The following is a 21,424-nucleotide window of genomic DNA, read 5'->3' as shown; positions in this document are numbered from 1 at the left end:
GCGTAGTTTGCTTGAGTAATGCTTGAACGCGGATAGTAAGGATATCATGAAGGTCATCGACATTCGACCAGATGCCAACGGCATGATTAATTGGCCAACGTTAAGTGCGGAGCGTAAAGCGGTTGTTACCATTGGCGTATTCGACGGTATGCACAAAGGTCATCGCGAGGTTATTCGTCGTACTGTGGATCTTGCGCATCGTCATGGAGCGTTTTCAGTAGTGATTATGTTTGATCCGCGTCCAAGCGTAGTGCATGCTAATCCTGATTTATACGATGATTTTGGCGACGTTAATTCTAAACTCCCGGACGATCCGGATGCTCTTACAAGCGTGCGTCAACGTTTGCGTGTGATGTCACAGTTGGATGTTGATCATGTTGTGATTGTGCGCTACAGCCTTGCTTTTGCTGCAAAATCGTACCGTTTCTTCTTAGGTCAGCTCGTTGGAAAGCTTGGTATGCGAGCATTAGTTCTTGGCTCTGATGCTGCGCTTGGTGCTCGTCGTGCTGGTGATATTAAAGCAATTCGTGAGTTGTCTCAAGCAACTGGAGTTTTTGAGCTTATTGAAGTAGAGGATTTGGGTCCAGATGACGTTCGCGTGCCTGATCCTATTGTTCGTGAAGTTCCACAGGAACCTGGAGATCCTAAAGATCCTTCTGAGGGCATGAATAAAGCTGAATATCGTGCTTGGAGCAAGAGCATGCCAAATAAGAAAGTGCGTGCTTGGAGTTCTACAAATGTGCGCTGGATGTTGGCTACTGGTCGAGTCAAAGAAGCGCGTGAAATTTTGGATCAGCCGCATCGCGTTGAAGGAACAGTAGTTCATGGAGACGAGCGTGGGCGCGAGATTGGATTCCCAACAGTAAATCTTGGCGAAAAAATTGAAGGCTATGTGCCAGTTGATGGCGTGTATGCAGGATGGGTTGTTGATTTAGATGCTGACAATAAGAACGATGTCAGACCATCGAAAAATGCTGTTCCAGATGTGAGTGTTTTGCGTCGTGACGAGCTTCATTTAGGCGTTCATTCTCCGTGGCGTTGGCCTGCTGCGATTTCTATTGGAACTAAGCCAACATTTAATAAAGATGGCGAAGAAGATGCAGAGCGCACTGTTGAAGCTTACGGATTGTTCGATGATTGGAAAGATTTGTACGGACATCGCGTTTGCATCGAGTTTGCTAGTTTCTTGCGCCCGCAGCAGACTTTTGATTCAGTTGACGCGTTAAAAGATATGCTCAAAGCTAATGTTGAGCAAGTGCGCGAGATTACAGATGCTGAGTCTGAAGTCTGATTTTGATATTTGCTTAGCTGCGTTTAATTGCGTTTAATTGCGCTTAGTTGCGCTTAGTTGCGTTTAACTTATAGCCCAAGTGCTTTTAAAGTTGTGTTTGCGAAAGCATAAAATATACTTATGATAAACGCAGCAATCAATCTTGAGCAAAGTGAAACATATAATCGCGCGTTTGGAGCTATTGTTGGTCTTGCTATAGGCGATGCGCTTGGAATGCCAACTCAAAGCATGAGCGCTCAAAGCATACGCCGTTTTTATGGCGTTCCAATTACAAGATTAATGGACGCTGTAAGTCAGCAGCCAATCGCGCCAAATATGAAAGCAGGTTCTGTAACAGATGATACGGAGCAAGCTTTTTTACTTGCTGAACGCATAATCGCAGATAATGGCAATATTGACAACAACAAGTATGCGCAAAATCTTCTAGATTGGGAAGATGCAATGCGCGAAAAAGGCTCCTTGGATTTGCTAGGACCGTCAACTAAGTCAGCTTTAAAAGCGCTTGTAAATGGAGTAAGTCCTGAAGAAACAGGCAAATTTGGCACAACTAATGGTGGTGCAATGCGCGCGACACCAATTGGCATTGCTTTCAAACCAGGTGAATCGCTTGCTAAGGCAGCCAGAAAATCATGCTTAATTACTCACAATACGACTCAAGGAATTGAATCTACAACACTCGTTGCTGTGGCAGTAAGTTTAGGTATTGAAGGTTGTGAAAATCCGCTTAAAGAAGCAATAAAATTCGTAAAATCGCTTCCAAAATATGGTAATTGGAGCGCAAAAGCAAGCGTTATAAGTAGGGTCGATTTTTTCACTAAAAAAGCTGAGGAGTTGAGTTGCTTATCTGTAAGTGACGATGATTTTGCTGAAATGTTGCAAAATGATTGTGGTACAAGTGTTGAAGCTAATGAATCCGTAGCTGCAGCTTTCGCAATTGCAACTCGCTTTGCAAATGAACCAACCAAAGCTGCGTGTTTTGCAGCATCGATTGGCGGAGATACCGATACGATTGCTGCAATGTGTTCTGCAATGTTGGGTTCAAAATACGGTCTGCAAGTATTCGATACAAAAATACGAGAACGCGTTTTAGAGAATTTGCGAATTGAACACTGCTACGACGTAGAAAAGATGGTGTATGCTTTGTGCTTAATGAGAAAAAATTAGAAGATTGAGAAAAGTAGAGAATATGCTGCATAGTAGCTTTTAGAGGCGATTGCAATGTACAAATCAAACATAAGCTTGAATGAAAAAGCAAGTTTGGTCGTGCCGCAAGTAATCTCACTTGGTCAAATTATCGTAGATGTAACTATGAAAGTTAATTCCGTTCCTAAACCAGGTGAAGACATATTTGCAAACTCGTATAGTATGAGCGCTGGTGCAAGTTACAACATGCTATTTGCTGCAAGTCAAATGGGAGCTAAAGCGCAATGGGCTGGCGTTTTGGGTGAAGGATATTTTGCAAATATTATTTCTAAAGCTTTAAACGAAGCACATATTTCGCATATTGGCACAAAAAATTCCATGCTTGATTCAGGATTTTGCATAGCTCTTACGGATAAAAGCGCAGAGCGAACTTTTATATCTACTAAAGGTGCGGAAACTAGTGGTGACGAGCATGCTTTTGACTTAGTAAACCCAAATCCGCAAGATGTTGTGTACATTAGCGGATACACGTTTGTAAGTCCTATAAAGCGCGCGCTTTTGCGGTTTATGCTAAGAACAAGCGGTTTGTGCGGTTTAGGTAGTAGTGCTTTAGAGAGTTCTTTTGATAAACACAAGCGCCGGTTTACAGCGATTTTTGATGCGTCTCCAATGATTGCAAATATTTCAGATGAAGATTTAAAAGCCTTGATTGACTACGCGCCAATTTGGTTGTGTAATGCTAGAGAAGCTGAGATTTTAGCAAAAAGGCTTAACGCTTGGAATGATGCTAAATGCAACGAATGTGCTAGTGACGGTGTTAGCGAAGTAGCTAGCGAAGGTGCTAGTGAAGATGCTATTTGCGCAACTAATAATCAACTTACAAAATACAAAATCGAGCGTTTACAGCGTGTGTTAAAAGCTCCGCTCATCGTTCATGCAGGATCTTGCGGAGCTTGGGTGTGTGATTTAGGCAAAGAAGCCGAGCATATTAAAGGTTTTCAAGTAAAAGCAGTAGATACAAATGGAGCTGGAGATGCGCATACTGGCGTACTTGCGGCTTGCATAGGCTACAAAATGACGCTTAAGCAAGCAGTTTTGTATGCGAACGCTGCGGCAGCCATTGCTGTTACCAAATACGGGCCTGCAACGTGCCCTACGAAAAAGGAGATAGAAGATTTTATTAAAACAAATGTTTATTAACACCAACATTTGTTAACTTTTCTTACGTTGTGCAAAGACAAGCAAATCAACCTAAAAAAGAAACTAGGTGAAACAATGAGTAAAGTTAAAGTAGATGAAGCTAAAGCTCAACAAACCCAAAGTTCCTTAAGCATTGAGGAACAAGGCATAGACACAATCAGTGAAAGCGAGCGTAAAGGAACGCCGGCAAGCTTATTCTGGCCGTGGTTTGCAGCAAATATTTCAGTATTTGCCATGTCGTACGGAGCGTGGGCATTAGGTTTTGCAATATCCTTCTGGCAAGCAACATTAATGACAATAATCGGCGTAATCGTATCATTCTTGCTGGTTGGGGTAATCTCAATAGCCGGCAAACGCGGAAACGCTCCAACAATGGTATTGACTCGCGCAACGTTCGGCGTACGTGGAGCAAACATTCCAGCAGCACTAAGTTGGATTGCAACGCTCGGATGGGAGATTTCGCTAGCAATAACTGCCGTTCTTGCAATGGCAACAGCCGCAGAAAAGATCGGCTGGGGTAGTGGCACGAGTGTTAAAATCGTGAGCACAATCATCGTAGTTGGATTAATTGTAATTGTTGGAATTTACGGCTACGACTTAATTATGAAGTGCCAGCAAGTTATAACAATTGTAACGGGAATAATCACTCTTGGATTCTTCGTACTAGGCTGGGGACACATAAACTTTGCTGCGATTGGTCAAATTCCAAACGGATCTCTTCCTGCAATGCTCGGTTGCTGCTTCTTCGTTATGACTGGCTTCGGCATAGGATGGGTTAATGTTGCTGCTGATTACTCAAGATACTTGCCTAGAAAATCTTCAAATAGCGGAATCGTTTTTTGGACTACTTTTGGAGCGTCAATTGCAAACGTGTTCCTAATTTTCTACGGTCTTCTACTCGCAGCTTCTAATATGAAATTAGCTCAAAACGTTGGAAACGACCCGATTGGAGCAATTGCGGCAATCTTGCCAGCGTGGTATTTGATTCCGTATACGATTGTAGCGGTTCTAGGACTTATGTCTGGAGCAATTATGGACAATTATTCAAACGGTCTTGCGTTGCTATCTTTTGGAATACGTATTCCTAGAACTGTTGCAGCAATTATTACTGCAATTCTAACTACTCTTGGTGTTGTTTATGTCACGTTCTTCTCCGACACATTTATTGGACCATTCCAAGGCTTCTTAACAACTTTGGGAGTGCCAATGGCTGTTTGGGCTGGAATGTTTACTACGGATGTGCTTGTTCGCAAAAAAGATTATTGCACTGAGGACTTGTATAAGCCGGAAGGTCGCTATGGCGCTTGGAATGTTAAAGCTTTTACAATTCTTTGCGTTGGAACGATTGTTGGATGGGGTTTGGTCGTAAACTCTGCAGCGAAATGGCTTACATGGCAAGGTTATTTGCTTTGGCTTGTTGGCGGAAAATCAAGTAGCTGGGCTGGTGCAAACCTGGGCGTAATAGTTGCGCTACTAATCGGCTTGATCGGCTCTTTAATTTTCCAGCGTAAAGATATTGCTGAGCAAGAAGCGGATTTGCCAACAAGCGAAGTAGGTTTGCAGACAAGCGAAATTGCAGAATAAAAATAAAAATAAAAAGGATATTCGTATGAAAGGATATTCAAATGATTAAAGAAGACGAATGGTTAGTGGTAATCGACAGACAGCGCGTTTTTTGCGAAAGTGAGTGGTCGACTTGGGCGTGTGCAGATCACACTTACGATTCAACAACAGAAGCTTTTACAAAACTTGCAAAAGCTTATGGTAATCGAGTAATTTACACGCGCTATGTAGCACCGCTTAAGCCAGAAAACGCTTGGGTTGACTATTTTAAAGATTGGCCACAATTCCTCGTAAAACCTGACGACCCAATGTATGACTTCACTCCAGAAACAGCAGAACTTGCGGAAGGTCACACTGTAGTTACTTGCGAAACTTTCGGAAAGTGGGGTACGAAACTTAAGGCTGCATTAGGCGAATGTCGCAAAATAACAATTTGCGGAGTTGCAACAGATTGTTGCGTATTAACAACTGCTTTAGCTGCAGCGGATAATGGCGTTGCTGTGCGTATTGCAGAAGATGCTTGTGCAGGAAGCACGCCGGAAAATCATAAGCTAGCTCTTAAAACTATGGAGCTTTTTACACCGCTTATAACAGTGTGCAGCACAAGCGAAATCCTTTAAAGTAGTAGCACTTGGGCATTTGCTTAGCTTATAGCCCAAGTGCTTTCAACGCTTCTCGCACTGTGCTAACTTCAATAATTTCTAATCCTGGAATATTAACGTTTTTCCGCATATGGCAAACTATTGCGCGCTTATATCCTATTCGCGCAGCCTCGCGCAATCGCGGCTCTATTCTTGGCACTGGGCGAACTTGACCAGTTAAGCTCATTTCGCCAATTGCGCAAGTTTTAGGAGTTACTGCTTTCCCGGCAGCAGCGCTAGCTAAAGCTGCTACGATTGCTAAGTCGCAAGACGGCTCTTTTGCCAACGCTCCTGCAATAGTAGATACGTACAAATCTTTTGCAAGCAAATTAACGCGTCCGTGACGATACAAAACTGCTGTAAGCATTGCAAGACGGTTAGAATCAACACCAGAAACTGCACGGCGAGGAGTGGGCAGGGCTGATTGCGTTACAAGTGCTTGTATTTCAATCGGCAGGCTTCTGTGTCCTTCAAGTGTAAAAGTGACGCAAGTTCCGTCGTTTGTGCCATCTTGCGCATTTTTACCTTGATTATCGTTTTCTGTAGAAGACAAAAACAGTCCGGAAGGATCTGGCACTTCCTCAATTCCTTCACCGCTCATATCGAAGCAGCCAACTTCGTCTGTAGGTCCAAAGCGATTCTTTACGGCTCTTAGCATGCGTAGCGCTGTTTGTGTATCGCCTTCAAATTGACATACTGTGTCAACTAAATGCTCAAGCGTCCGCGGTCCTGCTATTGAACCATCTTTTGTAACGTGCCCAACTAAAAGTATCGGAATATTGTTAGCTTTAGCAACGTCGATAAGTGCGCTCGCAACTTCTCTAACTTGTGTAGAACCGCCTGTAATACCATCTACTTCTTGTGCGGAAATCGTTTGCGCAGAATCGACAATGGCAAGCGTAGGGTGATGCGTTTCAATAAGATCCAGCACAGTGTCAAGATCGCCTGTTGTTGCAAGTAATAAATAATCGTTTACAGCGTTAATTCTAGACGCGCGCAATTTAACTTGCGCTGCTGATTCCTCGCCGGAAATATACAATACAGGGGGAGTGTTGCTGTCTTTTGATTGCTTAGATACGTAAGCTGCTGTTTTTAGAAGTAGTGTTGATTTTCCGATACCTGGCTCTCCTGCTATAAGAGTTACGGAGCCTGGCACAAGTCCTCCGCCTAATACGCGATCGAATTCGCTAAAACCAGTGTGGATGCGCATTGCGTCGTCTGCTTGAATTTCGCTAATTGGTTGCGCGGATGTTGCTGAATCGAGAGTTGAATGTGCGATATTGCGATTAGAAGTAGTTATGCTATCTGGTGAATAGGTGCGCGATGCTGTTGTTGCGCGCGGTGTACGTGTTGTACGAGATAATCCGCTAACTCGCGCTTCTCTAAACTCGTTCACTGTGCCCCATTCGCCACATTCAGGGCAGCGACCGTACCATTTTGAGCCGCTCCAACCGCATTCAGAGCATAAATAGTGAAGAGTAGATTTACTAGCCATATCTCGACGCTATACGCTTTATTAGACAATCATATTTTGTATTTGTTTTTGATTGTAAAGCGCTTTTGCGTACTAAAAGCGTCATCGCGATGTGACATAATGCAAGTATGTCGAAATCGAATGCTTCAAGTATGAATGCTTCAAAGATGGGTGCGTTGAATATGAATTCCTCAAGTGTCAATAATTCATCACACAGCAAGTTATTAGTTGTGTTGACTTCAGCTGCAGTAATTGTGGTTTTGGCTCTAATTTCAGCATTTATGTGGCCAGGTTGGGCATTAAATCACGAAAACGTTGCGAGCAAAAATCATATGGTAATGCCTAAAACGCCTTCTATACCATCGAAACCTTTGCCAGCATCTTCTACGGCATTGCTTAAGGCTATGCCAGATAGCGTACTTGATTTCGCTCGTGTTGACGCTATACCTAGTGCAACTTGGACTGAATCGTCGCCTTTGGAGGAATATTCTGTTAAGTACTCAACTGGTCAGCCAGATGGGGAAGTGTCTGTAACTGTTGCTCAATGGTCGAATCGCGATTCTGCAAACAAACAGTATGAGGCGTTAGTTGATGGACTTAAGGGTTCTGATATCGCAAGTGGAAAAATTCAAGTTTCTGGCAAGACTTCCGGTAGCTATGTGTTGCGAAATGATGAAAATGATAAATCACAGGCTAGTGCATTGTGGCAGAACGATACCGCTGTTTTTGAAGTGAACGGCGCAAAGCAAGCAGTAGAGCGTTTTTATCACAGATTCCCAATGTAAATTGTTGTAAAAAATGATGTTCTTTGTAATATCACTCCACAAAGTCGTTAAAACGGTGTAACATTAGGCAAGTTGCACACTTTACATAGGAATGGAGGCTTCAGATGGGTTCTGTCATCAAGAAGCGCCGCAAGCGGATGAGCAAGAAGAAGCACCGCAAACTGCTGCGTAAGACTCGTCACCAGCGCAAGTAATTTTCTTGCTATGCGTTGATGCGTGTCTGAACGTTTAGGCACGTAAGACTTTTTTGAAGCGTCGGTTTTCCGGCGCTTTTTATTTATTTATATATTTCGCGGATTGTCTTGCAAATATTCGTGTGGTAGAGATTTGAGATTTTTCGCACTGAGCGCGGCGAACGTCAGAGCCGCAGGCTGCTGATTCGCCAAGCGAAGAAGAAAAATCGAAAAATCTCTGCGATAAGGCACGGTTATTAACGATTAAACACGCAGAGTTTGGGGGATTTCTCTACGAGCACTAAAAGAGGACTGGGCGCATTGACTTGCCGGAGCGCTTAAAGCGTAGCGCGCGGAGGCACTTCAATGCGGAAACTCGCTTAAGTTGGAAGTCCAGTGGACTTCCAACGCGAGTTTCGCAAGCGAGCGTAATAAAACGCGAGCGTATCGTTAAAAAACGTTTAAGAATAAAGCGCCCGAAGGAACGCTCGCGCGGTCTAGGTGCGCTCGCTACTGAGCTTGCGTTGAAAGCACACCGTGCTTTCAACTTGAGCAAGCTCACGCTCCGAGTTGCTTTCGCGCGCACAATGCTGCGCTCAAGCAGGTCGTAGCGCATGCGAGGAGAGAAATCCCCCAAAACTCGCGCCACACCAAACAAAAACTCGCGCAACAGTAATAAAAAAATAGAGCCCGTGTTTACGGACTCTACTTTTCGCTTAGTTTCGCTACTTATTTGGGTTGGTAAGCGTGCGAGGGCCGTTAGGATCGCCGACGATCACGGTGTCAACCATGTTCAAGAACAAGCCGTGTTCCACAACGCCAACAGTTTCAATCAAATCCTTCGCCAACTCCTGTGGATGCTCAATGCGCTCCATATGCAAATCAACCACGAAGTTGTTCTCGTCGGTGCGAACTTCTTTGCCGTCAACATCAAGACGCAAAACTGGCTTATATCCGCGCTTTTCGAACTTACGAATCACTTGCGCGGAGCCGAATGGAATCACCTCAACAGGAAGTGGGAACTTGCCAATCGTGTCGACTACCTTGCTTGCATCAACAATCCACACAATGCGGTCGGAGTTAATAGCCACAATCTTTTCCCAAAGAAGAGCTGCGCCGCCGCCTTTAATGCCGTTGAAGTTCTTATCGACTTCGTCGGAGCCATCGATTGTAACGTCAATGTGGTCTACTTCGTTAATGTCGAGAATCTTAATGCCGTAGCCTTCTGCTTGCTCTTGTGTGCGACGAGAAGTGGTGACTCCTGTGAAGTTCAAGCCTTCTTCCTTAACTCTGCGGCCAAGCTCGTCAACCAAGAAGCGCACTGTAGAGCCGGTGCCAAGGCCAACCATCATTCCATTCTTTACAATCTTTGCGGCTTCAATGCCTGCTGCTTTTTTAAGCGCATCTTGTTGTGCTTTATCCATTATCCCTGCTTTCTTGTTTTTGTTATTCCCGAGTTCGCCGATGAACTTCCATCGCTATTTGCGGGAGAGGCTTTGTGTTTTTATGCGTGCCTCATTTTCGTACATTTCCATATTAGTCTGCGTGCAGATTTTTAGGGCTATGTGCATTTTAATTGTGCCTTCATTCATTCACGGGATATTCGTGTGGTAGAGATTTGAGATTTTTTGCACTGATTGGATGCTTGCACGTTCATGAAGTTTTGCAGTTGCGCTCTGCAGACGTTGAGTATTTATTGCTTAGAGAACACTAGCGTCATTGCTACTGCATGGTGCCACACCAGGCACTCATACCACACCACAGAACGCTAGCGGTTTTATTAGTAGTGGGAGATAGGAATTGCTTGGTCGAGCAATATAAAAGCGGAACGATAGTAATAATCTTGTTGATGAATACTATTTTTGCAGAAAAAGTAAGTAAAAAACTAAACTTAACTATGCAACCGCTAAGCTCAAATAAGGTATAAGAGCGGAGCGCTGCGAGACAAGTAATTCCTATCTCACACAGCCACTTCAGAAATCCGCCAGCCAAACACCACACTAAACGAATTGCAAAAAATAGCTATGAAAGGTAGAAGGCGGTTGGAGATAAATGCAAGGTGCCGTCTGGTTCTACGTAGCCGTTTACGTTGATTGTGCCGGAAATAAAGCGCGCCTCGCCGTTAAAACTTGGGCTTGTGTTTGGTGGTGGAGTAAATTGCAGCACGCCAGAAACACTTAATCCTTGAACTGGTTTAGATGCAGTTTGCGTAACATTTTGCTTTGTTTTTGGAACTTCTTGAACAATAGTTATAGCGTCTTGCTGGTGTGCATCTTGCTGGTGTACATTTTGTTTATTTTCTATTGATAGTGCATCTTTTTCGCTATTTTCTAACGTTTCACGCTTTGTTTCACGCGCTTGTTCGCGCGCTGATTCATTTGCAGATTCAGTTAGATCACTAGTGTTTTTACTATTTTGTGCAGAAAAATCAGGATTAATATCTTCGCCAACTGTGCGTTCAAGATGGTATTTTGCATGAGAAATTTTGCCGTCTAAAAGCATTTTCGCATCACTTGGCACATTCGTACCTTTTGCATATTCAGAAGCAAGAAGCGACTTCCAGCCTTCTAAAGGCAAGTATCCGTCCTTCAAACCATTTCGGCAATCTTCCGCATATCCGCGCGCTAATGTATCAACTTTTTCGTTTCCTTCGTTTCCTGCGTGACCCTTAACCCACACGAATTTTACGGCGCCTTCGCGCTTAGTAATTTCCGCGTCGATTGCTCGAATCAGCTCGGCATTTTTAACAGGTTCATTTTTAGAGTTTTTCCAACCGTTCTTTTTCCATCCGTGAATCCACGTAGTTGCGCAGTTAATAGCGTATTGTGAATCACTTTCGATTGTGAGCGGCTCTCTTCCAGGATGTGCTCGTAAAGCTTCCAAAACCGCGCATAATTCGCCAATTTGATTTGTGCCATTAGTTGCGCCTCCAGCATCTGCATTGCCTGTGTGATGATGTTCGTTAGAGCTACCAGACTCGTCAATGTGATCTGCCCACGCCCAACCCATTGAACCATTCGGGTTTCCGAGCGCGGAACCGTCTGTTGAAACAACAATCATGACAAAACCTTTCAAAAATGCGCCGACTGCAGATTGCAACCAGCGCAATTAGTAGATTTCTTTATTTACGCAAGATTATTACGTTACGCTAAAGCCTTGTCGACTACAGCAGTAGCTTCCTCAAGCACCTTGTCAAGTGCTTCTGGAGAAACGAAGGATTCTGCGTAAACCTTGTAAATATTCTCGGTACCAGATGGGCGAGCAGCGAACCAGTTGTTCTTAGTCGTCACCTTCAAGCCACCAATCTTTGCGCCGTTTCCAGGAGCTTCCGTAAGCTTTGCGGTAATATCCTCACCAGCAAGCTTGGTTGCTTCAACGTCGTCGCCGCTCAAAGCTGCAAACTTCTGCTTTTGCTCAAGTGTTGTTGGGGTATCGACGCGCTTATACCAGCTTTCGCCAAAACGAGCTACCTGATCCTGGTGAAGCTGAGCTGGGTTCTTGCCAGTCTTTGCAGTAATTTCCGCAGCGAGTAAATCAGGAATCAAGCCATCCTTATCGGTGGTCCACACGCGACCATCTTTGCGCAAGAAGCTCATGCCGGAGCTTTCCTCGCCGCCGAAAGCAACTTCGCCGCTAAAGAGTGGGTCAACGAACCACTTGAATCCAACTGGAACTTCCACAAGCTTTGCGTTAATAGAAGCAGCTACGCGGTCGATCAAGGAAGAAGACACAAGCGTCTTGCCGATAGCAGTATTCTTTGGCCAATCCGGGCGAGCGCCGCCGAACAAGTACTCCACGCACACCGCGATGTAATGGTTCGGGTTCATAACGCCCCAGTTCGGGCACACAATACCGTGACGGTCAGCATCTGGATCGGTGCCGCCAACCAAATCGTACTTATCCCAAGCGCCAGCGTTAAGCTGATCAACTAAGCCCTTCATTGCGTAAGGGGAGCTTGGATCCATACGAATCTTGCCATCGTGGTCAATAGTCATGAATCTCCAAGTTGGGTCAACTTCTGGACGCACAACGCCAATGTTCAGGCCATACTTTTCGTTCATAAGTGGCCAGTAGTTTACGCTTGCGCCGCCGAGTGGGTCAATTCCCAAACGCACGCCGCTGGAACGAATCACGTCGAAGTCGATTACGTTTGCCAAATCGCTAACGTAGTGTTCGCGGTAATCGAATCCTTCAACCAAATCAGACTTGATTGCTTCCTCGAAAGGTACGCGCTTTACAGACTTGTAGTTGTCGAGCAATTCATTTGCTCGAGCTGCAATTGCGTTAGTTACTTCTGCAGGGGCAGGACCGCCTGTTACAGGATCGTACTTAAAACCGCCGTCGGTTGGTGGGTTGTGCGAAGGAGTGACGACAATGCCGTCAGCCAAGCCGTCGCCGCTAAAACGCTGAGTGCCGTCGGCTGCGCGATTATGCGTCAAAATAGCTTGGGATACAACAGGAGTTGGCACGAAATCGCCGCGAGAATCCACGCGAACGTGAACTCCGTTAGCAACCAAAACCTCAATAGCGGTCTTTTGAGCAGGCTCAGAAAGAGCATGCGTATCGCGACCAATATAAAGAGGGCCAGTTACGCCAGCTTTTTTGCGATATTCAGCAATAGCTTGTGTAATTGCCACAATATGAGCTTCGTTAAACGAAGTTTTTAAAGCAGAACCACGGTGACCGGACGTGCCGAAAATCACGCGCTGTTCTGGAATGTTGGAATTTGGAACTTCATCATAGTAAGCGCCAACCAAAGCGTCGACGTCGACTAGATCTTCTGGGGTGGCGGGCATTCCCGCATTTTTTGCTACCATAATTTTTTATTTTGCCACGGCGCTTGTATTTTATATTTTTTCTGAAGCAACGCTAGTTTTTACGCTTGCCGGCACGCGCACGCACAGTGCTTGTTTGTCAACAGTGAATCGCAAATGTTTTGTGTAACCCAAAATGTCGCCGTCCACCTGCACTGGCGCCGCTTTTTCTAATTGCACTTCTGCGCTAAAACCTTGCGTTTGGTCAATTCTTGAGCCTGCAGAAAGCGAATCCTGCTGGAGCGCGCGCCCTGTTAGCGTTTGGTGTATTACTCCTCGGAACAAATTAGCCCAACCAATTAAACCGCCCGAAGTGTCAATAATCTCAAAATCAAGCACACCATCGTCATATGCTGCTTCTGGCATAAGCGAAAACATAGGAATCTGACCGCAATTTCCAGCCATAAGTGTGCGGAAAGTCAATCCTTTTAGCACGCTTTCGTCGCCATTCGAACGCTGTAAGGTAACGGTTGCGCGATATTTTGGCATAAACAAATGCTTTACGCCAGAGACAAAATAAGCAAGCCAACTAATATTCTTTTTTAAGTTTGGATCAGTGTCGTCAATCATTAACGCGTCAAAACCAATGCCTGCAATAATTAAGAATGCGTGTCCATGATCTTCTTCTGGATTGTCGAGAATCGTTACGCGCCCAACGTCAACCTGCCTAGAGCCGTGAGAAGTTGCAACACGCAACGCAGCATCCACGTCGTTTACTGGAATTCCCATATTTCTAGCAAAAAGATTGCCAGTTCCAATAGGAATAATTCCCATCGCGTGACCTTTACCGCTTACTGCGCTCGCAACAGTACGAACCGTGCCATCTCCGCCTACTGCTACTACTACGTTAGCTCCGTTTGAAAGTGCTTCTAAAGCGCATTCGCGTCCATCTTTATCTAACTGTGTATCAATAATTTCGTAGGTTAAATTGCGTTCTTTGCAATAATTTTTAATACTTTCGCGATACGATTTCGCTTGTGGTTTTGAAGGATTAAGTATGAATGCGTAATGCACTGAGTCGCCATGTCGTTGAGCAAGTTTTTCTGCCAAATGATGACGTTTTAAAGCGCGCGAAACAATCATGATGACGAATGGAGCGAGTACAAGCGCGAATACAATCATCATAAGAGCAATAGTCGCTTGAATAGGCATAGTTGGCATACCTCCTATTCTTGCACATTATTTTTTCTACAATACTAAATTTTGCGGCATATTGCGAATATTTACGTTTTTTACACATTTGTATAGTATGTATTGTTTTTATAAATACCGTTTATTGCTTGTATTAGATGTTTATTAGTTACTCATCAGGTGTCGGCTAGTTGCTAGTTAATTGTGCATTTTGCTGCTTTTGCTTGTTCTTTGCTCGTTTTTCACGTGTATTATTCGCATTAATTCTGTACTAAATATTTAGTTAGTTATATAGCTAGTTATGTAACCAGTTATGCTCTCCTGCTTCGCTAATACTAATTTCGTGCGTCGCTAGTGGTAAACTGTGCAAGCGTATCTGTCGCATACAACTATTGAGCAGAGGTTTTGAATATGGCTGAATTACAGCAAAATTTTGAGGGAGATGAATCCCTCAATATTACACCTAGTAATATGCCTGATGATGCTAGTGACGATACTGTTGCTTTTATGCAGGTTCCTCAAAGTCATGTAGAAGATCAAATAGCTGATAATTCTGTTAATTATGAGGGAACTCTTGCTGATAATTTAGACGAAGTCGCCGATGAAGAAGATACTTCTGGAGACATTGTTGACGATATCGTTGAAGATATTGCCGGTAATAAGAAGAATGTGTTTGGTAATAATGCTGCATCTTATGGCATGTATGCAAATGCAACTCCTGCCGATTCAACTGCAACCGATTCATTTAGAGTAGTAGAGCCGAAAGCAAAGAAACATCGTACGAATCGTTCCGCAATGGCGTTGATGTATTCGCTTCTTATTTTTGTTATTTTGTTAGCAGCAGCATTTTTTGCACTTCATTTGTATTTCAACAATCGAGTTGCTCCAGGTGTTGATTTTGGTGATGCTTCTATTACGCGCAATCTCACTGGCTATCAGGAAGATTCTGTAAGCAAGACTGTTCAGAATGCTGTGGATCATAGCGAATTAGAAATTAGTGACGATCAAGGAAATAGTATTGATGCAGATTTGAGTCAGCTTGGTGTCAAGATTGATAAGAACGCAACTGTAAAAGCTATTATGAATGCTAAGCGAGATAATTTATTTACTCGTATTATGCCTTGGGTTCATCAAACTGTGAGCTTGAAAGCTGTACGTGATGATTCTGCTTTGGATTCGTACTTATTGCATAAGTTTATTCGTGAGAAGGATCGTGCTGTACCTTATAGTGCAGTTTTCGACAAGGATTCTGAATCTTACAAGGTAGAGGATGGCATACCTGGTCGCACTATAGAAACTATGTCTGTTCGTGAAGCAGTAAAAAAGTTAATTGCTTACCCTGGTAAAACAGTAAAAGTTTCTGTTACATCTCGACGCACTGACGCTCCTATTAAGCTTGATGCAGCGCAGAAACTTGTAAATGATTTAAATAAACTTCTTGAGAAAAAAATCACGTTTAATAACGGTGACGGTAAAGATTTTACGGTTCCAAAAGAAGCGATTGCGTCTTGGATCAGTATAAAAGCAGATACGACTCGCCGTAAGCTTTCTTACACAATTGATGCAGATAAAGCAGATTATTATTTGTCTCAAGTTCTTCCAAAAGAACTTAATCAGCAAAAAATTAATCAAGAAGATGCAATTGATAAAGAAGGTAGGTTTATTTTCACAACGCTTAAAGGTTCTAATGGTGTTGAAATTAACTATTCCAATAGTGTTGCGAAAAAGGCTGTAGAATCTTTGCGCAATGGCAATGATTTCAAGATGGCTGTTCCTGCGAAAATCACTAAGTTTACCGTTGAAAAGAAGCTTGTTGAAATGCGCATTGTTGTTGACAAAACAACTCAAACGGCTTCTGTTTATAAGAATGATGAACTTGTAAAAACATTCCCTGTTTGCACAGGTAAGCGCGGTGCTGATGATTCAGCTTCCGGCACATTCTTTATTTACTTGCGTTATGCTTCACAAGATATGCGCGGTAGGAACGGCGATGGCTCTCCTTACTTCTCTCCTGGAGTGCGTTGGGTTAGCTATTACCATGGTGGAGAAGGCTTCCACACTGCTTCTTGGAATTATAAGGGTATTGCAACTGGCGATGCTGCAAATCACGGCTCTCATGGTTGCATAAACATGTATGAGCAGGATGCTCGCTGGATTTTTGAAAATTGCCCACGTGGCACTATTGTACAAATTGTTGGCACGACTCCAGATGGTCCGGTACGCGAATGAGCGAATCTGTGGGTAACTCACTTAACAAAGATGAACGCGCCGAAGAACTTTTGCTTTCTGCGCGTTCTAATCTTGAGTGTGTGCAAAGTCCACAATCTACTCCGAAGTTAGCTGCGTCTAGACGAATTAGCAGCGCGCCAATTCCTGTGCATGTTACTGCAACATTGTTTGACACTCCGTCTAAAGCTGAGTGTATTGACAATAAGCCATTGCTTGTGCGTTTTGGTCGCAGGCTCGTTACGTCTATTGTCGGCATGTGGATGCGTCTTGCTGGTCGTGTTGCTCGTCGTCTTGGCTGGTTTCCAAGTGTTGAGCCATATATTGGGTATGGAACGCATAGATATGCTCGCTTGATTTGCAGAACTGTGTATGCTCCAAAGCTTGGTCATCATTCTGCTCTAAAACGCGGAATTTACGCGATGCTTGTTGTTCCTGCTGTGCGTGTGCGCGTGGCTTTGTCTATTGACGGTATTCCTGTAGAAACAGCTCAAATTGGCGATTCTGAAATATACGATAAGCCTGAAGGTTCGCGCGATGGTAGTGCAGAGTATTGTATTTCTGACCGTGCAGGGTATTTAGATTTAATTACTGAGCGCGCTTTAGAGCCTGGTCGTCACGTTGTTTCGTATTCTGTTAGTGATCGTGAGCCTGTAAAAGCGAGCTTGTTTGCTATTGACGCAAATGTTCCTGTTGGTGTTATTTCGGACGTTGACGACACTATTATGGTAACTCAAGCGCCTTCGCCAATTCGTGCTGCTTATAATTTGCTTATTATGAATCCTGCTCATCGTTCGCCAGTTACTGGAATGTCTGAGTTTTTCCAGTCTTTAGAGCGTTTACGTGACGATATTCCATTTTTCTATCTTTCTACTTCTCCGTGGAATGTTGAGGCTTCAATTCGTCACTTTATTGATCGCGAAAAGTTTCCTGAGGGTCCTCTTCTTCTTCGTGATTTGGATCCACGTCCTAAAACTTTTATCCCAAACGGACCGCAGCATAAATTAGAATTTGCAACTCAGCTTATGGATGATTTTCCGGGTATGCGTTTTGTGCTTATTGGCGATGATGGTCAAAAGGATCCTTTAACGTATGCGAATATTATTCGTAAGCATCCAGGTCGTGTGCTTGCAGTAGGTATTAGGCAATTGCGTAAGCATGCTACTGTTGAGGATTTTCGTCGTAAATTATCTCGTGATTTTGCGGTTGCTTTAAGTGCGTCTAAGCGTGCATATGTTTTTTCGGATGCTCTTGATACTACGTGTGAAGATGCACAAGAAATTCCTACTATGGCGATCGAAAAATTACATAATGCTAACGAGTTTTCTGGTGATATTGATGATTTTGATGATGCTCAAATGCGCATAATTGAAGCAGAAGGTGCTGTTGGTACTTTGCAAGGCGTGCCATTTTTTGCAGCTCCTCAAGGCAAAGATTTAGCTAAAGTAATGCTTCCGTTTATAGAGGAAGCAATCGCGAAATAGTATAAAAATAATTGTAAAATAATTTTGTAATATTAAAGAATTGCAGAAAATATTTCGTTACTAATATATAAAAGCTGAAGAAAATACTTAATGAAAATTAAAAGAGGTGTAGCTATGAGTAATCAAGATTTCGCAAAGCCAAAAGCAGCAGAACGCATACCGTCGGCACGTGAATTCCATGGCGACACTTATATAGACGAATATGCTTGGATGAAAGATCGCAATAATCCTAAGCTTATGGAATACGTCAATAGTCAAAACGCTTATACTGAACAGCGTGTAAAGCACTTAGAAAACTTGCGTTCTACATTGTTTGACGAGTTGCGTTCAAGAGTTCAAGAAACAGACATGTCTGTTCCTGTGCGCATGAATAATTATTGGTATTACGTGCGTACTGAAAAAGGCAAACAATACGCTGTGCAATGCCGTATGAAAGTCAAAAATAGTGACGATTGGAATCCGCCAATTATCGACAATTCTGCAAAACCTGGCACAACTGATGGTGAAGAGATTTTATTTGATGCAAACTTTGAGTCTGAGCACTCTGGTGGCAAGTTCTTTAGAGTCGGTGGAATGGATTTGAGCACCGATGGTTTGAGAATGCTGTACGGTGTCGACACTCAAGGCGATGAACGCTTTAACTATTTTATTCGTGACTTTTCTACAAAAACATGTTCTTGGTTGCAGTTAGAAGAATCGTGGGAAAATCTTGCTTCTGCTTCACTTTCTCCAGATGGAAAATGGGTGTTTTATGTAAAGCTTGATGATGCTTGGCGTCCTTATCAAGTTTGGAGGCATAAGGTTGGCACTAGCGTTTCTAATGATGTAAAAGTTTTTGAAGAAACTGACGAGCGATTTTTTGTTGACGTGTATGAAAGTTTTGACGAACGATACATGATGATCAGCAGTAGTTCAAAGACTACGTCGCGCGTGCTTATGCTTCCTTTGAGCAATCCTGAAGGCGAATTCCGTATGGTTATTGAGCCGGTTGAGGGGGTGGAATACGATATTTCTTTCGCTTGCTTTGAGAATGCTGGCGAAAATGGTGAAGATATTCCAATTGCGATTGTGTGCCATAACGCTAAAAATCCTAATTTTGAAATTGACATTATTGATATGAGAGGAAATTCCGGCAAGTTTGATGAGCATATAACGTATAAGCTTTCGGATGGAGTATGTGTTGCGTCGGGTTCTCCTTATGGTTGCGAGCAGGGAGATGCTTGGCAACAAGGTGCTGGAAGTGAGCCTATTACAAAGCCTTATAATTCGCCTCAAAATCCTGAAATATTGCAAAATGCAGTTGGATTGGGCATAAGCGGATTGTCAATGTACAAAAATTATGTGGCACTAGCTTATCGTTCTCAAGGTTTGCCGCATTTGGCTGTAATGAGCAAGAAGCGCGCTGTTGAAGATTTTTTGCAAGCAAAACCGTGGCGTTTTTGCGAAGTGCGACCGCTTTCTTCCCAGCTTGCGAATCAATTTACGGATCAACTTTCTTCTCAACTTGTGGATCAAGCGCAAGCCGAATCACGTGCTGCGCTCGCAAATATTTCACAAGAAGAAATCAACAATAATCGCCTATTGAGTATTTCTATGACTGGAAATCCTTCGTACGAAGCTCCGCGTATGCGTTACGCTTTTGGTAGTTATGCGACTTTAGGTCAACTTCGCGAGTTGGATCCTTTAACAGGCGAAGATGTGTTGCTCAAGCAAGGTAAAATTTTAGGTGAATTTAATGAGCGCAATTATGCTGAAAAGCGCGTTTGGATTACTGCTCGAGATGGTGAGCGTGTGCCAGTGTCTCTTGTGTGGCGTCCGGATAAAATTTCTCAAACTGACTCAATGTTTATTACTGGTTATGGAGCGTATGAAGTTAGTTCAGACCCTACTTTTTCTGTCGGTCGCTTGAGTTTGCTGGATCGCGGCGTGTTATATGCGCAAGTGCATGTGCGAGGCGGCGGCGAAATGGGTCGTGCGTGGTATGAACAGGGTAGGCGCGTCAATAAAAAGCATACTTTTGAAGATTTTGCTGATGCCACGCGTGCTTTGCAAAATGCTGGTTTTGCTTCCGCTTGTCATACTGTTGCAAACGGTGGTTCAGCAGGAGGCTTGCTTATGGGTGCTATAGCAAATATGGCTCCGGAATGTTATGCAGGAATTGAAGCAGACGTGCCTTTTGTAGATGCCCTTACGTCTATGCTCGACTCTTCTTTGCCGCTTACTGTAACAGAGTGGGATGAGTGGGGCAATCCACTCGATGATCCTGAAGCTTATGCTTATATGAAATCGTATACTCCTTACGAAAATGTGCCTTGCGTAAAAATGGAAGATGGTCGCAAAAAGTTAGCTGATTTTCCGAAAATCTTAATCACGTCCTCTATTCACGACACGCGCGTGCTTGTTACGGAACCTTTAAAATGGCTCGCTAAATTGCAAGCTTCTGGAGTTGACGCAATTGCTCGTATTGAAACTGACGGTGGTCACGGTGGCACTTCTGGCAGGTACAGGCAATGGCAGGAGTTAGCTTATGAAAACGCATGGTGCCTGCATGTTATGGGTATAAACAGTTAGTTGGAAGCGGCAGAAACTTTACTGCGTTGTAAAGTAAATGTCGTTTCCACGCCTTTCGTGATATCATGGGTCAAGTGATGTGCGTTTTTCGCTTGCGTTTGCGCTCATTTACATACAGGTAGTTCAATGGAGATATCTACTTATTGCTTAATGAAGGGGTAGAGCAGCAATGGCAACACTCAACGTTGACAGCGATGAATTTTCACTGCAACATACCGCATTGTTTAAGCAAGTTCCAGCTGATCAAGTAAAAGAATTGATGCAGTATTTACAAGAATCAACATTTAAAAAAGGTTCTGCAATTTTTAATGAAGGCGATACTGACCATCGAATGTACTTGCTTGAGCGTGGAAGAGTAAAATTAGTTCGTCATTCAAACGACAATCGTGTGCAATTGTTAAGTATTCACACTCCTGGCGAAATTCTAGGCGAAATTCCCGTTTTTGACCCTAGCGGCGGTCCTCGTACAGCTTCAGCAATATCTATTACCAACAATACTAGAGTTTTATGGCTAGAAAATGACGTGTTATTCCATTGGTTAAACAATCACCCTAGTGTTGCAGTAGATATGCTTCAAGTGCTTGCAGCGCGCATGCGAGCAAATAATGAGCGAATTTCCGATTTAGTTTTTATGGATGTTCCTGCTCGTTTAGCAAAGACTTTGCTGAATTTAGCTTCAAGATTTGGTGAGCCTATGAGCGATGGCTTGCTTGTGCCGCATGATTTAACGCAAGAAGAGCTTGCGCAACTTGTTGGCTCGTCACGCGAAACAGTTAACAAAGCGCTTATGGATTTTGCAAACAGGGGTTGGATTATGCGCCAAGGCAGGTCAATTATTATCTATAAGCCTGGCATGCTTATTCGTCGAGCTGAACGTTAAAATGCGAATGTTTATGATGCTAGTTTTCAAGTAGAGGCAAACCTTTAA

16 protein-coding genes are annotated in these 21,424 nt (G+C 43.5%); 11 read left to right on the top strand and 5 right to left on the bottom strand.

The features are described from left to right. Positions 1-46: 46 nt before the first annotated feature. The 5 genes from ribF (at position 47) to HXT32_RS05465 (ending at position 5,817) form a co-directional block, all read left to right on the top strand. Complete coding sequence (gene ribF, locus HXT32_RS05485) at positions 47-1,291, top strand: bifunctional riboflavin kinase/FMN adenylyltransferase (protein WP_422118945.1); 1,245 nt, start codon at positions 47-49, stop codon at positions 1,289-1,291. Between the two features lie 120 nt (positions 1,292-1,411). Next, a complete protein-coding gene (locus tag HXT32_RS05480; protein WP_422118944.1) occupies positions 1,412-2,455 on the top strand; it encodes an ADP-ribosylglycohydrolase family protein in 1,044 nt (347 codons plus the stop codon). 54 nt (positions 2,456-2,509) lie between these two features. Next, positions 2,510-3,634, top strand: a complete 1,125-nt coding sequence (locus HXT32_RS05475) for a PfkB family carbohydrate kinase (protein ID WP_116773820.1) — start codon at positions 2,510-2,512, stop codon at positions 3,632-3,634. Between the two features lie 75 nt (positions 3,635-3,709). Then, positions 3,710-5,218, top strand: coding sequence for a purine-cytosine permease family protein (locus HXT32_RS05470; protein ID WP_422118943.1), 1,509 nt, complete (start codon positions 3,710-3,712; stop codon positions 5,216-5,218). A 41-nt stretch (positions 5,219-5,259) separates the two neighbouring features. Continuing rightward, the gene (locus HXT32_RS05465; RefSeq protein ID WP_004109612.1) at positions 5,260-5,817 is read left to right on the top strand and encodes a cysteine hydrolase; all 558 of its coding nucleotides are present in this window, start codon (positions 5,260-5,262) and stop codon (positions 5,815-5,817) included. A gap of 28 nt (positions 5,818-5,845) precedes the next feature. Here the strand turns inward: HXT32_RS05465 and radA are convergent, their stop codons facing one another. Next, positions 5,846-7,333: a DNA repair protein RadA gene (radA, locus tag HXT32_RS05460; protein ID WP_174182672.1), complete on the bottom strand. Its 1,488-nt coding sequence runs from the start codon at positions 7,331-7,333 to the stop codon at positions 5,846-5,848. Between the two features lie 107 nt (positions 7,334-7,440). Here radA and HXT32_RS05455 point away from each other — a divergent pair, with 107 nt between their 5' ends. Together HXT32_RS05455 and HXT32_RS05450 are read left to right on the top strand one after the other, a co-directional pair. Further along, on the top strand, positions 7,441-8,097 hold the full coding sequence (locus tag HXT32_RS05455; protein ID WP_004109607.1) for a hypothetical protein: 657 nt from the start codon (positions 7,441-7,443) through the stop codon (positions 8,095-8,097). A gap of 104 nt (positions 8,098-8,201) precedes the next feature. Next, positions 8,202-8,291: a 30S ribosomal protein bS22 gene (locus HXT32_RS05450; RefSeq protein WP_004268639.1), complete on the top strand. Its 90-nt coding sequence runs from the start codon at positions 8,202-8,204 to the stop codon at positions 8,289-8,291. 704 nt (positions 8,292-8,995) lie between these two features. Here HXT32_RS05450 and rpiA read toward each other — a convergent pair. The 4 genes from rpiA to HXT32_RS05430 form a co-directional block, all read right to left on the bottom strand. Further along, the gene (gene rpiA, locus HXT32_RS05445; RefSeq protein ID WP_415692894.1) at positions 8,996-9,694 is read right to left on the bottom strand and encodes a ribose-5-phosphate isomerase RpiA; all 699 of its coding nucleotides are present in this window, start codon (positions 9,692-9,694) and stop codon (positions 8,996-8,998) included. 598 nt (positions 9,695-10,292) lie between these two features. Continuing rightward, positions 10,293-11,378, bottom strand: a complete 1,086-nt coding sequence (locus HXT32_RS05440; RefSeq protein ID WP_004110200.1) for a ribonuclease H family protein — start codon at positions 11,376-11,378, stop codon at positions 10,293-10,295. A 35-nt stretch (positions 11,379-11,413) separates the two neighbouring features. Continuing rightward, on the bottom strand, positions 11,414-13,087 hold the full coding sequence (pgm, locus tag HXT32_RS05435) for a phosphoglucomutase (alpha-D-glucose-1,6-bisphosphate-dependent) (protein WP_004574076.1): 1,674 nt from the start codon (positions 13,085-13,087) through the stop codon (positions 11,414-11,416). Positions 13,088-13,117: 30 nt separating this feature from the next. Beyond that, on the bottom strand, positions 13,118-14,245 hold the full coding sequence (locus HXT32_RS05430) for a diacylglycerol/lipid kinase family protein (RefSeq protein WP_102703356.1): 1,128 nt from the start codon (positions 14,243-14,245) through the stop codon (positions 13,118-13,120). Between the two features lie 381 nt (positions 14,246-14,626). Here HXT32_RS05430 and HXT32_RS05425 point away from each other — a divergent pair, with 381 nt between their 5' ends. The 4 genes from HXT32_RS05425 (at position 14,627) to HXT32_RS05410 (ending at position 21,376) form a co-directional block, all read left to right on the top strand. Continuing rightward, on the top strand, positions 14,627-16,444 hold the full coding sequence (locus HXT32_RS05425; protein WP_116431919.1) for a L,D-transpeptidase: 1,818 nt from the start codon (positions 14,627-14,629) through the stop codon (positions 16,442-16,444). Continuing rightward, positions 16,441-17,925 (top strand): App1 family protein, encoded by a 1,485-nt coding sequence (locus HXT32_RS05420; RefSeq protein WP_415692895.1) that lies wholly within the window; start codon positions 16,441-16,443, stop codon positions 17,923-17,925. Before HXT32_RS05425 ends, HXT32_RS05420 begins: the two co-directional genes overlap by 4 nt. Positions 17,926-18,015: 90 nt before the next feature. Next, positions 18,016-20,496, top strand: a complete 2,481-nt coding sequence (locus HXT32_RS05415) for a S9 family peptidase (protein WP_422118942.1) — start codon at positions 18,016-18,018, stop codon at positions 20,494-20,496. A gap of 169 nt (positions 20,497-20,665) precedes the next feature. Further along, positions 20,666-21,376 (top strand): Crp/Fnr family transcriptional regulator, encoded by a 711-nt coding sequence (locus HXT32_RS05410; protein WP_004110206.1) that lies wholly within the window; start codon positions 20,666-20,668, stop codon positions 21,374-21,376. Positions 21,377-21,424: the final 48 nt, after the last annotated feature.

Origin of the sequence: Gardnerella sp. DNF00747 (assembly GCF_049262675.1) — a bacterium.
GTDB classification, from domain to species: Bacteria; Actinomycetota; Actinomycetes; order Actinomycetales; family Bifidobacteriaceae; genus Bifidobacterium; species Bifidobacterium swidsinskii.
The sequence above is the reverse complement of the archived record's forward strand: the minus strand, read 5'-3'. Positions and strand labels throughout refer to the sequence as shown.